The organism is Lysinibacillus parviboronicapiens, from assembly GCF_003049605.2.
In the GTDB taxonomy this organism is placed as follows: Bacteria; Bacillota; Bacilli; order Bacillales_A; family Planococcaceae; genus Lysinibacillus; species Lysinibacillus parviboronicapiens.
Map to the genome: position 1 here is coordinate 1,891,595 of NZ_CP073713.1, position 14,238 is coordinate 1,905,832.

At 39.9% G+C, this 14,238-nt stretch carries 14 protein-coding genes and 1 riboswitch; of the genes, 8 read left to right on the plus strand and 6 right to left on the minus strand.

What is annotated here, in order from left to right; genetic code table 11:
- Positions 1 to 91: 91 nt before the first annotated feature.
- The 3 genes from C9J31_RS08925 (at position 92) to C9J31_RS08935 (ending at position 2,082) form a co-directional block, all read left to right on the plus strand.
- Positions 92 to 679 (plus strand): TetR/AcrR family transcriptional regulator, encoded by a 588-nt coding sequence (locus tag C9J31_RS08925; protein WP_107948084.1) that lies wholly within the window; start codon positions 92 to 94, stop codon positions 677 to 679.
- Positions 676 to 1,773 carry a DUF418 domain-containing protein gene (locus tag C9J31_RS08930; protein WP_107948082.1) on the plus strand — a complete coding sequence of 366 codons (1,098 nt, stop codon included), beginning with the start codon at positions 676 to 678 and terminating at the stop codon, positions 1,771 to 1,773. Before C9J31_RS08925 ends, C9J31_RS08930 begins: the two co-directional genes overlap by 4 nt.
- Before the next feature lie 114 nt (positions 1,774 to 1,887).
- Positions 1,888 to 2,082: a hypothetical protein gene (locus C9J31_RS08935; RefSeq protein WP_107948080.1), complete on the plus strand. Its 195-nt coding sequence runs from the start codon at positions 1,888 to 1,890 to the stop codon at positions 2,080 to 2,082.
- Positions 2,083 to 2,273: 191 nt separating this feature from the next.
- On the opposite strand, the gene helD is transcribed toward C9J31_RS08935, so the two are convergent.
- Complete coding sequence (gene helD / locus C9J31_RS08940) at positions 2,274 to 4,610, minus strand: RNA polymerase recycling motor HelD (RefSeq protein ID WP_107948078.1); 2,337 nt, start codon at positions 4,608 to 4,610, stop codon at positions 2,274 to 2,276.
- Between the two features lie 516 nt (positions 4,611 to 5,126).
- On the opposite strand from helD, the gene C9J31_RS08945 reads away from it, so the two are divergent.
- The 3 genes from C9J31_RS08945 to C9J31_RS08955 all read left to right on the plus strand — a co-directional run bounded on the left by C9J31_RS08945 (position 5,127) and on the right by C9J31_RS08955 (position 8,271).
- A complete protein-coding gene (locus C9J31_RS08945; protein WP_107948076.1) occupies positions 5,127 to 6,554 on the plus strand; it encodes a serine hydrolase domain-containing protein in 1,428 nt (475 codons plus the stop codon).
- A gap of 634 nt (positions 6,555 to 7,188) precedes the next feature.
- A riboswitch (SAM riboswitch) is annotated at positions 7,189 to 7,284 on the plus strand.
- A gap of 72 nt (positions 7,285 to 7,356) precedes the next feature.
- Positions 7,357 to 7,512 (plus strand): YezD family protein, encoded by a 156-nt coding sequence (locus C9J31_RS08950; protein ID WP_107926192.1) that lies wholly within the window; start codon positions 7,357 to 7,359, stop codon positions 7,510 to 7,512.
- A 189-nt stretch (positions 7,513 to 7,701) separates the two neighbouring features.
- A complete protein-coding gene (locus tag C9J31_RS08955) occupies positions 7,702 to 8,271 on the plus strand; it encodes an ECF transporter S component (RefSeq protein ID WP_193766996.1) in 570 nt (189 codons plus the stop codon).
- A gap of 115 nt (positions 8,272 to 8,386) precedes the next feature.
- Here the strand turns inward: C9J31_RS08955 and C9J31_RS08960 are convergent, their stop codons facing one another.
- The 3 genes from C9J31_RS08960 to C9J31_RS08970 all read right to left on the minus strand — a co-directional run bounded on the left by C9J31_RS08960 (position 8,387) and on the right by C9J31_RS08970 (position 10,274).
- Positions 8,387 to 8,737, minus strand: a complete 351-nt coding sequence (locus C9J31_RS08960; RefSeq protein ID WP_153062515.1) for a YhfM domain-containing protein — start codon at positions 8,735 to 8,737, stop codon at positions 8,387 to 8,389.
- Between the two features lie 433 nt (positions 8,738 to 9,170).
- The gene (locus tag C9J31_RS08965) at positions 9,171 to 9,659 is read right to left on the minus strand and encodes a flavin reductase family protein (protein WP_107926136.1); all 489 of its coding nucleotides are present in this window, start codon (positions 9,657 to 9,659) and stop codon (positions 9,171 to 9,173) included.
- A 15-nt stretch (positions 9,660 to 9,674) separates the two neighbouring features.
- The gene (locus C9J31_RS08970; RefSeq protein WP_107948073.1) at positions 9,675 to 10,274 is read right to left on the minus strand and encodes a nitroreductase family protein; all 600 of its coding nucleotides are present in this window, start codon (positions 10,272 to 10,274) and stop codon (positions 9,675 to 9,677) included.
- Between the two features lie 104 nt (positions 10,275 to 10,378).
- On the opposite strand from C9J31_RS08970, the gene C9J31_RS08975 reads away from it, so the two are divergent.
- A complete protein-coding gene (locus C9J31_RS08975) occupies positions 10,379 to 11,164 on the plus strand; it encodes a VOC family protein (protein WP_107948070.1) in 786 nt (261 codons plus the stop codon).
- Between the two features lie 177 nt (positions 11,165 to 11,341).
- On the opposite strand, the gene C9J31_RS08980 is transcribed toward C9J31_RS08975, so the two are convergent.
- Entirely contained in the window at positions 11,342 to 11,542 is a 201-nt protein-coding gene (locus C9J31_RS08980) for a cold-shock protein (RefSeq protein ID WP_054768572.1), read from the minus strand.
- A gap of 209 nt (positions 11,543 to 11,751) precedes the next feature.
- On the opposite strand from C9J31_RS08980, the gene C9J31_RS08985 reads away from it, so the two are divergent.
- Positions 11,752 to 13,431 carry a formate--tetrahydrofolate ligase gene (locus tag C9J31_RS08985; RefSeq protein WP_107948068.1) on the plus strand — a complete coding sequence of 560 codons (1,680 nt, stop codon included), beginning with the start codon at positions 11,752 to 11,754 and terminating at the stop codon, positions 13,429 to 13,431.
- A gap of 230 nt (positions 13,432 to 13,661) precedes the next feature.
- On the opposite strand, the gene C9J31_RS08990 is transcribed toward C9J31_RS08985, so the two are convergent.
- On the minus strand, positions 13,662 to 14,042 hold the full coding sequence (locus C9J31_RS08990) for an EAL domain-containing protein (RefSeq protein ID WP_107948066.1): 381 nt from the start codon (positions 14,040 to 14,042) through the stop codon (positions 13,662 to 13,664).
- Between the last annotated feature and the right edge of the window lie 196 nt (positions 14,043 to 14,238).

Here is a 14,238-nt window from a genome sequence, read left to right on the forward strand (position 1 = left end):
AAAAATCCATTTATCATTTAATTGATTTAACATTTGCTTTAGTTTAATATTTACTTACCGGTAGGTAAGTAAATATTTCTGGAGGTATACTATGCGTAATCGCGAAGAAACATTTAAAAAAATTTTAGAAACAGCCTATGTCATGTTTTCTGAAAAAGGCTTTGATAAAACGAGTTTGTCTATGATTGCGGCGGAGGTCGGCATATCTAAACCGGCTATCTACTATTACTTTACATCCAAGGATGAATTAATTGAGTATTTATTTGATGAAATCTGTAGGGACATTTCGCTAAGCAACACGTTTGACTACAGTGATATTTCTAAAACAAATCTCAAACAAAAGTTATTGGAAATTGGTTACCAATCAATTGATGAGCAAGCATCCGATAAGCATTTTAATAAAATCTTTAATCAATACATATTGTTAGCTTCACGGGATGACAAATATATGACGAGGCTGCTGGATGTTCAAGCTGGTTATTTAAAGAGCTATCAGGATTTATTTAGCTATGCGGTAGAAATTGAAGCGATAAGCGCTACAAATATAGAAGCAAAAGCCCATATGCTTGCCATGGTCATCGATAATATAAGCAATTTCATGCTAACGGGTAGCAAGTTAGATTACAAAGGAATATGGCAAGAAGCTGTAGAGAGTGTATTGAGAGAACAAGCGCTATGACGAAGGGGCAAGTTAGCAAACGGATGGAAGGGCTAGATTTTGCTCGAGCTTTAGCGATGTTTGGTATGTTTGTCGTAAACTTTGGTGTTATTACAGGCGCAGATGGGAATGGCCCTACATGGTTGATAGGGGTTCAAAATCTCTTCCAAGGACGCGCTTCCGCCATATTTGTCATATTGGCTGGGCTAGGCATCGCGCTGATGACAGCTAAGGCAAGGGCTACAGAATCCCCTTTCCTTAAACAACAAAATAGAAAAACATTATGGAAAAGAGCTCTTTTTCTATTTGTACTAGGTATGATTTTGTATGCTGTGGGCTGGTCAGGAGACATATTACATTATTATGGCGTATATATGCTCATCGCCTCATTTTTTATCGTATCATCTAGCACAACAATCATGCTATTAACAAGTGCACTATTAGTGACAGCACAAATATTTCAAATAATCTTTAATTATATGGCAGGTTGGGACCCTGACCAATTCTTACTAGAATATCTCGATTTTTGGACAGTAGAAGGGTTTGTGAGAAACTTGTTTTTCAACGGTTATCATCCTGTACTCCCGTGGTTTTGTTTCTTTTTTATCGGGCTAATTTTGGGACGATTAGATTTAACAGATGCTACAGTCAGAAAAAAACTGCTCATTGCTGGCTTTTCGATAACGGTTTTAACAGAAATCCTATCTAAAATATTGATAAATGTAACGACCAAATCCCTATTGGATACGGATAGCGCGTGGTTTCTCTTTGAAACAGGACCAATCCCGCCGAATGTCCTTTACATCGTGTCCAATACTGCAACGGCACTGATTGTCATTGTTGTTTCTCTTTATATTGCCGAAAAATTTGCTGAAAATGGACTGATACGTGCCATTATCCAGACAGGTCAATTGACATTAACGCATTATGTAAGCCACGTCTTCCTTGGGATTGGTATATTAATTGTCTTCCATCGATTGGAGCATCAAACAATAGCTTTTTCCCTTCTTTATGCATGTCTGTTTTTCATGGGCAGTATGCTATTCTCTGTACTATGGAGACGAAAATATAATAGGGGCCCCATCGAGATCATCATGAGAAAAGTCACAAAGTAGAGGAGAAACATTCATTCACGAAAAAACCGAGTTTGATCAATAAGCTTAGTAAGAGAAAGGACAGTAAGAACCTTCCAATAACGTAGACGTCTTGTTATAAAAGGGGGTGGGGTAATGGGTTTTTGGTATTTCTTACTATTATTTTTAGGGCTATTTTTAGTGATGAAAGGGTTATTTATGAAAAAGCCGTCATTGGTCGTTCACAAAATTGGTTTCGTAATAGTAGGGCTTTTCTGTATGTCATTATCATTTTTTATGTTCTCACCAGGAAGTGCGGAAATAATGGCGAAATTACTGCATATGAATTAGAGGGGCGATTGTGAATCATTACCAGTGGAAAATACGCTAGCAAGTGGAGATGGAAAACTGTTTGTACGTTTTATTGTACTTTTTAAATGCAAAAAAACCGAAAAATATGTAAGCCGTGCATAAAGCTTACATATTTTCGGCTGATTTAGGTCATTGTCTCCATTTGTGTATCGTTGACATTTCAACGAAGGTCAAGCTAAGACGAAACTTTCCTGCAAGACGTTTCGCAATAATGGGGTCGGTTTACCTACACTGTAAAGTTGCAAATGATGCATAGCTCTGGTGCAGGCAGTGTAGAATAGTCTGCGCAGGCTGTCATCGCCGTAAACTTGCTCTGACGCGTCATAAATGATGACAGCTTCGAATTCGATGCCTTTAGACAAATAAGACGGTATGACAACAACTCCTTGTTCATACTCAAGTGAGCCGCTCTTCAAGAGCTTAATATCATCAATGTTGGACAAGGCTTCATAAGCATGCTTACTCTCCTCAGCGGATTTACATATTATCGCAATGCTATTATAGCCAAGACTTTGCAAAGCTGTAACTTTGGATGTAATGCAGCGGTGCAGCTCTGCGTGATCGAGCAATTGTGTCAGGGCAGGCAACTCACCATCACGTTCGAAAGGGATAATCCGCTCGCCGTTAGGTACTAGTCTGCGTGTAAATTCGATGATCGGTTTTGTGGAACGGTAGCTGCGCGTCATGTTGATGACTTCCGTTTCATCTTGTCCGTATAAGCTGCTCAGGATGTCAAAATCCACCATTTCACTGGCATGGGCGAATATTGCCTGATTAAAGTCGCCTAGCACAGTCATCCTTGCCGAAGGAAATAAACGTTTTAAAAACTCGAATTGGAATGGTGAATAGTCTTGTGCCTCGTCAACAAGGATGTGCTTTATCGAGCGATTCGTCTGAAAGCCTTGAATCAACTCTTGCAAAAGTAAAAATGGAGTAGCGTCTTCGTAAAATAGTTTGCTGTCGTCTAGCATTTCTAGCGTTGCTTGACAAATATCCGCCCACTCCGCGGGTGTTTCCCCCTCTATCCACTGGTTGATCTGAAGAGGATCAGTAAAAAGCTGCTTATATATCCCGTTAATGTCGATGAAATCATATGCTCGCACACGTTTACGTAACGGCTTCAATTTCTGTTGAACAACCAAGCGGGCAAGTTCTTCCAGCTCGATTTCATAATCGGCAATCGATTCCCCATTGAGGCCACGTTTTTTCGCTAAGTAGGTACGGGCCTTGTGGTACTCCTCATTGCTAAGTAGCTCGATTTTCTCCTGTACCCACGGCATAGTCAGTTCAGCCTTTTGGGTTTCTTTTATTTTGTTCATTAGCCAATCCTTTAACTTTTCAAGCCTATTATGGAAGCGGAGTGAAGTGTCGTTATTATAAAACCATTCTGCTATTTGTTGAGCGGTAACAATCGGCGTACCTCTGAAGAGCACATCTTTGAAACACATGCCAGATACCTCTAATGACTTTCGATATGATTCGATCGCTTCGAAAAAAAGGGGTGATGCTTTGAATCGAATGCTTGCCACCCTTGACTTGTAGGACGGGGTATTGGTAGCTGTTAAAACATATTCCAATTGCTCATAAGGATTTTCAACGTGAAATGCTTTACTTAAGCGATGATCCAAGTATTCCTGAAATGTGACTTGCTGCATATTCTCTTCGCCCAGTTCCGGCAGTACATTGGACACATAACTGTTAAACATGGAGTTAGGTGAAAATAGAATAATTTGATCAGCACTTAGACAATCTCGATATTTGTAGAGCAAATAAGCAATGCGCTGTAGGGCGGCAGATGTCTTGCCACTACCAGCTGCACCGTGCACAATGAGCAGTCGCCCACGATCATGTCGGATGATTCGGTTTTGCTCCTGTTGGATGGTAGCTACGATACTGTGCATATGTTTGTCAGTACCTTGGCCTAGCACCTGCTGTAAAATCTCGTCTCCAATAGTAAGACTCGTATCGAACATAGACTGAAGAACACCGCCGCGGATTAGATATTGCCACTTTTTCTCCAATATGCCTTGGAATACGCCTCCAGGGGTTGCATATTGAGCGGGGCCCGGTTGGTAATCATAGTAGACACTCGAGATGGGTGCTCTCCAGTCGTAGATAAGGAAATCCTCTCCACTGTCATCCATCAGCGAGGAGATGCCAATATAGAATTGTTCCTGTGTTGAATGTCCTTCCTCGATGAAGTCAATTCGTCCGAAGTAGGGAGCCTTTTGCATACGGCTCAACGTGGACAATCTTTTGGCTGCATGTCTATGGGTGCTTTGGCTTACGGAAAGAGCTTGAGCTTCTTGTCTCAATCCGATGATGGTCTCAAGATAATCGTCAAAGGTATCAACATTCACCTTGACTTCATCCCAAAAGTGTTTACGTATATTAACCAGTTCGTTCCGACGACGAGAAGTTTCTTCCTCTAATTTGCAGATTTGCTTTGATATCGTCTCTATTACACTGTCTACTCGTTTTTGCTCTTGCTGAAATTCTGACTCCATAGCAACCACTCCTTAAAAAAATTGGGTTTGACAAACGAAAAACTATGTTATATAATATAAAATAGGGATATAATGCTTGCAGTTATTATTAGGCATATATCTATATAAATTTACCACAGGTGCTCATTTTTATCAATGGTTGAGACATATTTTCTATGCTTGTGGTTTCTAAATGCTTTTTGTGCTAACATCCACCAATTGAATGCAAAGACACACACCCGCTAGATAAGAGGGTGTTTTTTCTGACCTTAATTTTCTAGTCCTAGTGTATAATGATAATAAAGTTATTGAATTTTGATTAATAAAAGCTAAGAGCCTTACTACATTCTACGTAGCAAGGCTCTTTAAAGTTGTTTACTTCTTATTGAACTAACGCATCTGTTCGTTTAAGTGTAACTCTTCACAATTACTAGATATTATATAGGTGAATAGAAAGATAAATTAAAATTTAGTTTAATAGTTGTAAAAGTAGGTTATTTATATTATTCTCTTATAATTTTTCGAAAAGGAGAGTTTATGAAAAAGATTATTGTTTTTGTATTAACGATATTTATATTATTCTCAGGATTCGCAACACAAAGTTATGCGTTGTCAGATTCGAAATCTGCGGCAATACAAGCGTTGCTAGATGATGCCTGTCGTATATCAGGTGTGCCGGGTATGTCAATCTCAATACTTGCTGATGATGAAGTGTTCTACTTTTCTTCAGGGTATGCAGACCGTGAAAAGGGGTTGTCTGCAAGTGAAAATACACTCTATGAGTTAGCCTCGGTCAGTAAAGCTTTTACCGGTATGGGTATTATGCTGTTGGAAGAGCAAGGGCTGCTCTCCATGACTGACCCTGTCCAAAAACATTTACCTTGGTTTACGTTAAAGTATCAAGGGAAACCTGTTGATATGCAAAGCCTTACACTAAATAACTTTCTTCACCATACCAGTGGTCTAACAAATATTAGGCATACTCAAAATATTCCACAGGGCAATACACCGGATATGTTGCAAAAGACTGTAGAAATGCTCGTGGATGCTGAATTGGCGTTCCCTCCCGGTGAACAGTATAACTATGGAACCGTAAATTATGACGTATTGGGTTTGGTTATTGAGATTGTGTCGCGACAAAGTTATGAAGACTTTATGAGGGAACAGGTATTTCAGCCGTTAGGTCTTCACCAGACGTATGTTTATAAAGAAGATGCTCAAGCCACTGGACAGTTGGCACAGGGCTACCGTTCTTCCTTTTTTATGACAACTCCATTTAAAGCTCCGGATTATGCTGGGAATAAACCCGCAGGCTACATCATTTCTAATACAAAAGATATGGCGCGTTGGATGGGCATACAGATGGGTATCGTGCAGGACATACCCGAAATATTTCACACGGTTATCGAAAAATCACATAGGGGTGATATGTCTGTTTCGGCTGTCAACGATATGTATTATGCGGCAGGCTGGTCGGTAAACGCCGACCAAACAATTATAGAACATACTGGGGGCAACCCAAATTTCAGAACCGAAGTAGCCATACTGCTAAATGAACGAACAGCCGTCTGCTTGCTGAGCAACGGTGCAAATACCAATATAAACCTGGTACTAAAAGTTAAAGATATATTAGACGGCAATCTAACTCAGTCATATGAAATAAGTGGCACACAGCTTATGGATATCATTTTGTCGTCTATCACAATTATTCTTTGCCTATTGGCCGTTTTGCTATTTCTCTTAGGATTACGCAGAAGGAAAACGAATGAGCGGCAGCCAATGACAAAAAAGAGAATAATCGTAACAGTTATTTTCCTGATCGCTACGATTGCCCTGGGTATACTGTGCTGTGCTTTCGATTGGTCAACGATACTTATTTGGCAAACATATAGTGTTCTTACAGCCTTGATTTCGACAGCATTATTAACAGCAAGCATTACATGGTTTGTATACACTCACCGATAAAAACCTCGCTCCCAAAATAAGCATAATGTTAAGTAATTAAATTTCAATTTATCGGTATGCTTAATTTGAAAAACATAAGACACTTCGGTGTCTTTTTTAATATCATCGACAATTTTCCCAGTCAAACCTAATTACTATTGCTTCCACTAATCTGCTCCGTTCGTGGAAAAAGATTTTTTAAACAACTATATTATTTTTTAAATGACTTTATTGTAAATTAAACAACTTTATTATTTCTGCACACCTAGACTGAAGTATCTATATAAATCGGTTGATTTCCGCTATGAGGCAGTTCGCTGTTCGAGGGCATGGTTGCAGTCTCCTTGTCGCTATGCTTCTGTGCGGCCTTCAGCTCCCGCTATTCTTCGCAGGAAGCTTTGCTCTGTGGCGAAAGGCAAATGCCGTCTGCTATACTCGCCGCCTGTGCTCAGTTACATCATTTAGAAATGCTGACAATTGACCAAATGGTGCAAAATAAAAAAACATCCTTTCGCTTATGTAACTTTAAGTGTACGGATGTTTTTTTACAAAATGAACCATTTTACTTAATTTCTTAGTATTCATGTAGGTTTTATAATATTTATATTGACAATAGGTTTTCAGAATTATAGAATTATTTCCAAGAAACGTAATACTCTTATCAAGAGAGGTGGAGGGAACTGGCCCAATAAAGCCTCGGCAACCGACTAAAACGGTGCCAAATCCAGCAGAGTTTTCTGAGAGATAAGGGGGTCCATCGAATCATCATGATGCGTTGACCTCTTTTGTACGAAAAAAGTATGAAAAAGAAGGGGTGTATCCAATGTCTCAAACAGCTAAGATTGATGACAAGAAATTACAAGTGATTGCCGATGCAATTGAAAATCTACAATTTGGCGAAGTGCAGATTACCATTCAAGATGGTGTCATTGTGCAAATTAATCGACTTGAGAAGCAAAGATTTCCACAGAAAAAATAAAGAATAAACACAGCTGACTAGAAATCTGGAGGCCACATTATAGGCAGGGATCATCCCTCGGCTTATAGGTGGTCTTTTTTATGTCACATGAACGGTCAGGTGATCGAACAACTCACAAATGCATGGCGGATGAAAACACACGCATTGAAGTTTTATTTTATGGGTGCCAGTTGAAAAGGAGCGAGCACGTTGAAATTAAGATATATCATGAATATAGGCGTACTAAGTAGTATATCCATAGTACTGATGCTATTTAATTTTCCATTACCACCATTTCCAAATTTCCTGCAGGTAGATTTTAGTGATGTGCCCGCCTTATTAGCAGCAATGACGATGGGACCAGTTGCGGGAATTTTAGTAGAACTTTTAAAAAATATGCTGGATTGGTTATTATCAGGAAGCACAACGGGGGTACCAGTCGGGCATATTGCCAATTTTACGACAGGTGTGTTATTTATCATCCCAGTGACTTTTTTCTATTCAAAACTACAGCGTATCAAGGGGTTAATCGTTGGTTTGGTAGCAGGTACAATTGTGATGGCAGTTGGTATGAGCTTACTGAATTATGTGCTGTTCCTACCGATGTACACCTTGTTTTTAGGGATGGAGCCAGTGAAGGGGGACGCCTTAAAAGATATGATTGTTTTAGGGATTTTACCATTCAATCTAGTGAAAGGTGTCATTGTCATGATTGTGACTATGTTAGTATGCCGAAATATTGGTACTTGGATGTCTCATCAACGCACAAAATATAATTGAAGAAAGGGCATCCTTCGAAAAGGGTGCCCTTATTTCTGTTGATTTCACATGAACGGTTAGCTGATTGCTTCCATTACCATCAGTGGGACGAAGAAAGTTCCCACAGATTAAAGTTTCATTTTACATCGACTAGGTTTGTTTCAGTAAGAGCTTCGAATAACTTTTGAGAATCTTCACGATTGAGGTGGACATATTGATAGTCACCTTCTACAACTTCTAATGTGTCTTTGTTTGGACTTAGCCACACGGAGTAGAGAATGGCCTTGGCTTGGATGTTAGAATCGACGAATTGAAAAACGAATTGATAGTCAGCCTCTCTGGCCATATCAACTTTCATCTGTTCCCATTTCGCGCTATGCAGTATGTCTTTAACTGCTTTCACCTTTTTCCTTTTGGTAATTTCCTTCAAGTCCTCATATATACCCGTATCATTATGCTTTTGCACGATAATTTTTTGTTTTTCCATACCGGCGCAACTGGCAGTCATGAAGATCACCAAAACAAGAACGAGCATTTTTTTAATATGGCACATCGTTATTATCACATTCCTTTCTCTGTGTGATATAAATTGCAGCAGATTAAAGCAAATTAAAAGATCGGTCAATAGATGTTGCTATCCTGTTCCTACAGTACACTAATTTGGCATAAGCGTGTTTAGTTCTGTAAGAAATATCCCCATAAGATAGAATTCTCGCTGTGTAAGAAACTTCCTTCTATAGGCATAAAAGGAGCTACCTCAACGTGTAAATTTGAGGCAACTCCTGTTGGTTTATAAACTAAAGTGGCATATACGTTTGTTTTCTGCACGAATGCGAATCATTTGCGTAATATGATTAGTAAAATCACTTATTGTGCTTAGCATTTTACTATCGGAAAGAAATGATTGAATTGGGTCAGAACTACTCGTAAAAACTTGCAGGGATTTGACCTAAATGTCGACGATGATAGAGCAGTGGTTCTTTCTGTGCATTATCAATGGCTAAAACATGCCCAATGAATATCGTATGGTCGCCCGCATCAACTTGCTTGAAAGTTTCACATTGTAATGTGGATAATGTATCATGTAAAATCGGTAAACCGTGCGCGGAAGTAGACCAGATTGTTTGGGCAAAGCGGTCAGCAATTTTACTAGAAAACAATGTACATAAATGCGCTTGGTCACTCGCTAACATATTGACAGCGAATTTCTTGGTTGCTTGAAAATGTGAATGTAGCTGTGATTTTTTATCGAGTGACCATAAGATTAGCAGTGGGTCAATTGAAACAGATGCAAAGGAATTGACGGTTAAGCCAATCGGTTCGTTCGCGTCATTATATGCAGTAACAACTGTGACGCCTGTGGGGTAATTGCCTAAAGCTTGCTTAAATGCTGTTACGTTGTCAGTCATTTCAATCACCTCTTGTTATTTTATGATAAAAACACGCTGGTCCACCGGCACTATTTCTTTGTCGCGTGGTGCGGCAGTAGGCCCACCAAATGGCAGTTGGGCAATGAGCTGCCAGCTTGCTTTTATATGCCAAGCTGTACGCAATTCTTCCGATAATTCAGGGTAATAGTGTTGTAAGCTAGCACCATATCCCTCATGTTCAAGTGCAGTCCAAATAACATATTGAAGCATACCTGCACCTTGATGTGACCAAATAGGGAATTGGTCTTTTAATTTCGGGAATTTCTCTTGGTAACTGTCAATTACCTCATAATCTTCGAAAAATAAGACAGTACCATAGCCTTCCACAAAACCTTGAAAGCAAGCAGTTGTCGATTCAATACGCTCTAGCGTTGCATGTGCAAGCGCATTTTTTAACGCAAGCTGCCAAAATGTTTCATGCTGATCGTTCAGTAGCACGACGATTCGTCCTGTTTGTGAATTAAATGCCGATGGGGCATTTTTTACCGCTAATTCAATTACTTCTTGTAAACGTTCATCTGAAATGGGAGAAGTTTTCGATAAGCCAAAAATGGAACGTCTACCTTGAATGGCTTCGTAAAATGCAGTTGTCATAATGAGAAAAACTCCTTAACTATTCGAAAATTCTTAATATTATTTTAAACCAATAAAACTAACAGGTAAAGTATATAATTAAACAATGAAAAGGGGGAATTATCATGACTTTATATTTCGACCATTTAGTACATCAAGTTCAGTCACCTGAGAATATAAAGGATTTCTTAAATAAGCGCAATATCCACACTGTGAATGGTGGTCAGCACACCATGTGGGGAACGTATAATACGCTTAGTTATTTTGGCTTAACATATATCGAGCAAATTGCAGTTTATGAGCGAGCGCTATTTGAGGAAGCGGCGAATCTACCTTATACATTACATCATACGTTTAAGGGTGACAATGAGCGCTCCGGGTTTTCACGCATTGCTTTACGTACCACAAATATTGATGAAGAGGCGGCTCGTCTACGTGCGTTGGGACTTGAAGTTTACGGACCGGATGCTTGTAGTCGAACACGGCCAGATGGCTCGGTTGTGAAATGGAAGCTATTGCACTTTGGTGAGCCCGGGCAAGCCATTGATTTTCCATTTTTCATCGAATGGGCAGATGGGGATGACGAGCGTTTGGCGCAATTAGAGGCAAGTGGTGCCATCAACATGAAACAGTCTATTACGATGGAGTCTGTGCAATTTTTTGTACAAGATGCGCAGGCTACCGTACAACGTTGGCAGGAAGTATTACAATTATCTGAGCCAGACAGACAACCACCGTGTATCTCCTTACAGTTGCCAAATATGCGCTTAGATTTTTTTGAGGAAGAAGCGGCAACAAAAATGATGCTGGGTCGGAAAAGTGAAGGTCCGTTTGGGGTAACGCTAAAAGATACCGAACGTACGAAGGAAACATTAATCTTCCCAGCCGCATTTTATTGGATTAACCCCTAAGTTGGATAGAGTCAGGGAGGGTGGATAGAACCGCTGAATTGACGGATAGAATAGCTGAAATCGTGGATAGAAGTCTGAAATCGCCGATAGAAAGATGACAACGCCAATAGAAGTCCTTTATTACTTATACTTAGAACACAAAGGAGCTGTTCTTTTATTGAACAGCTCCACTTACGCTTATAATTTCACAACATTTGATGCTTGTGGGCCGCGATTGCCTTCCACTACTTCAAATGAAACCTTTTGACCCTCTTCAAGTGTACGGAAGCCTTCCTCGTGGATCCCCGTAAAATGTACAAATACATCTTCGCCATCATCACATTCAATAAAGCCATAACCCTTTTCATTATTGAACCACTTTACGATTCCTTGTTGCATAAGCATTCGCCTCCAGTGCGCTTGAATGTAAAACTATATCAACTAAGTCTCAGCATAATTGATAGATGAGATAATTGCATTTTCTCTTAGAACATACCTGAATTGCTTGGCGATGTCAATTGATTGTCGAAATGTTGCATAACTAGTTATGTTTTATTTCACAATAAAGTCTATAATGGAGTTGAACAACAGAGAAAGTAGGGTGCCAAATGACAACGAAAAATCAACCATTATCAGATCTAGAAATCGCTAGTCAAGCGGTTATGAAACCTATTACAGAAATTGCGAAAGTTGCAGGGATTCCTGAGGATGCCCTGGAACAATACGGTCGCTACAAAGCGAAAATCGACCCATTAAAAATTACGGCACAGGGTGAAGATGCCAAGGTTGTATTAGTCACGGCAATTAGCCCAACTCCAGCTGGGGAAGGGAAATCAACGGTAACAGTCGGACTTGCAGATGCCCTTCATCAATTAAATAAAAATGTTCTTGTTGCATTACGTGAGCCATCACTTGGTCCTGTGATGGGCGTCAAAGGTGGTGCTACAGGTGGTGGTTACGCACAGGTTGTACCGATGGAAGACATCAATTTGCATTTCACTGGCGACTTGCATGCGATCACAACAGCGAATAATGCTTTAGCTGCATTTATCGATAATCATATTCACCAAGGCAATGTGTTAAACATTGATCCGCGTCGCATCATCTGGAAGCGCGTAATGGACTTAAATGACCGTGCACTACGAAAAGTAGTTGTTGGTCTTGGGGGTCCAGTGCAAGGCATGCCACGTGAGGACGGCTTTGACATTACGGTTGCTTCAGAAATTATGGCAGTATTCTGCTTAGCAACAAGCATAGAAGACTTACGTGAACGACTAGCAAGCATTGTTATCGGCTATACATTCGAGCGTGAGCCAGTATTTGTGCGTGACCTGCAAGTAGAAGGTGCCCTCACACTGCTATTAAAAGATGCCTTTAAACCAAACTTAGTGCAAACATTAGAAGGCACACCGGCCATTATTCATGGTGGGCCATTTGCGAATATCGCACACGGCTGTAACTCGATTATGGCGACTCAAACAGCACGTAAATTAGCCGATATCGTTGTGACGGAAGCGGGCTTCGGTTCAGATTTAGGTGCTGAAAAGTTCATGAACATTAAAGCACGTAAAGCTGGCTTCAAACCAAGTGCCGTGGTACTTGTGGCAACGATTCGTGCATTGAAAATGCATGGCGGTGTAGCGAAAACCGCACTCGTTGGAGAAAACGTTCATGCGCTGTTACAAGGCATCGAAAATTTAGCTAAACACGTCGAGACGATTCGCGCATTTGGTGTTGAACCAATTATCGCATTAAACCGTTTTATTACGGACACAGAAGCGGAGTTAGAAACCGTTCTGAACTGGTGTCAAGAAAATCATGTACGCATTGCCCGTACCAACGTCTGGGAAGAGGGCGGCAAAGGTGGAATTCAGTTAGCGGAGCAAGTGCTTGCTGTCCTACAAGAAGAAAACGACTTCTCACCTTTATATGAGGTAACGGAATCCATTGAAGAAAAAGTACGTACCATCGTGCAAAAAGTATATGGTGGCAAGGACGTCAACTTTACAGATCAAGCGAAAAAACAAATGGCGCAAATCGAAAAATTCGGCTGGGATGTATTGCCGATTTGTATGGCAAAAACGCAATACTCTTTATCTGACCAACCAACTTTACTCGGTCGTCCAGAAGGCTTCACTGTGACAATCCGTGAAGTTATTCCAAAGTTAGGAGCAGGCTTTTTAGTGTGCTTAACTGGCGACATTATGACGATGCCTGGTTTACCAAAACAGCCAGCGGCATTGCGCATGGATGTAGATAGCAACGGACATGCGCTAGGGTTGTTCTAAAATTCGATAGAAAATTAAGCAAAAAAAGCTGCTTCTTTAAATTATAAAGGGCAGCTTTTAATCATTTTAAGACAAGGGCTACAGGAATTATCAGATCATTTCTCTTAGTTTATGAAACAAAGTCATATAAATAATGGCGGATAGAACATGAGATATTTTTAATCAGCATCTGGCCTTTCGTTAGAGAATGCGGCTGTTTGTTTATTTATGTCATTAAAGAACCTTATTTTTTACTGATTTGTGGAGTTCTTTTCCTCCATCAGCAATTCGACAAGTTTGTCTTCCGAAACAGGCCTACTGAAATAGTACTCTTGTACAAAGTCGCAGTTCCATTCTTTGAGCAAATTATACTGTTCTTTTGTCTCCACCCCTTCTGCAACTACATCATGACCTAATTTATGGACAAGGTTGATAATTGATTCGATAATCGTTTTTTCTGCTGTCGCCGATGTCATATTTTGAATAAATGACCTATCAATTTTAAGGGTATGAATCGGCAATACATTCAAATAGTTAAGTGAAGAATAACCGGTGCCAAAATCGTCCTGAGCAATCTTTATTCCTAGGCTTTCTAATTTTCGCAGTATGGAAATTGAGCAAAGGAAGCGAATTTATCTCATGACGACGCTTTCTATGCCTTCGTTTTAGAAGTAGATTAGCTATTCCAATAAAGGGAACTATTGTTTATTAAAACTTAGTTTTTTAAACGACTTTATTGTTATATTTTTAAGTACAGTGAAGTATCTTATATCGAAAATTAAACAACTATATTTTAACCCCGTCTTAAATTTAGAACGGGGTTATGCT

Excerpts from the sequence above, each read along its gene's own strand:
- C9J31_RS08925 (WP_107948084.1), top strand. The coding sequence starts at position 92 with ATGCGTAATCGCGAAGAAACATTTAAAAAAATTTTAGAAACAGCCTAT.
- C9J31_RS08930 (WP_107948082.1), top strand. The coding sequence starts at position 676 with ATGACGAAGGGGCAAGTTAGCAAACGGATGGAAGGGCTAGATTTTGCT.
- C9J31_RS08935 (WP_107948080.1), top strand. The coding sequence starts at position 1,888 with ATGGGTTTTTGGTATTTCTTACTATTATTTTTAGGGCTATTTTTAGTG.
- helD (WP_107948078.1), bottom strand. The coding sequence starts at position 4,610 with ATGGAGTCAGAATTTCAGCAAGAGCAAAAACGAGTAGACAGTGTAATA.
- C9J31_RS08945 (WP_107948076.1), top strand. The coding sequence starts at position 5,127 with ATGAAAAAGATTATTGTTTTTGTATTAACGATATTTATATTATTCTCA.
- C9J31_RS08950 (WP_107926192.1), top strand. The coding sequence starts at position 7,357 with ATGTCTCAAACAGCTAAGATTGATGACAAGAAATTACAAGTGATTGCC.
- C9J31_RS08960 (WP_153062515.1), bottom strand. The coding sequence starts at position 8,737 with ATGGAAAAACAAAAAATTATCGTGCAAAAGCATAATGATACGGGTATA.
- C9J31_RS08965 (WP_107926136.1), bottom strand. The coding sequence starts at position 9,659 with ATGACTGACAACGTAACAGCATTTAAGCAAGCTTTAGGCAATTACCCC.
- C9J31_RS08970 (WP_107948073.1), bottom strand. The coding sequence starts at position 10,274 with ATGACAACTGCATTTTACGAAGCCATTCAAGGTAGACGTTCCATTTTT.
- C9J31_RS08975 (WP_107948070.1), top strand. The coding sequence starts at position 10,379 with ATGACTTTATATTTCGACCATTTAGTACATCAAGTTCAGTCACCTGAG.
- C9J31_RS08980 (WP_054768572.1), bottom strand. The coding sequence starts at position 11,542 with ATGCAACAAGGAATCGTAAAGTGGTTCAATAATGAAAAGGGTTATGGC.
- C9J31_RS08985 (WP_107948068.1), top strand. The coding sequence starts at position 11,752 with ATGACAACGAAAAATCAACCATTATCAGATCTAGAAATCGCTAGTCAA.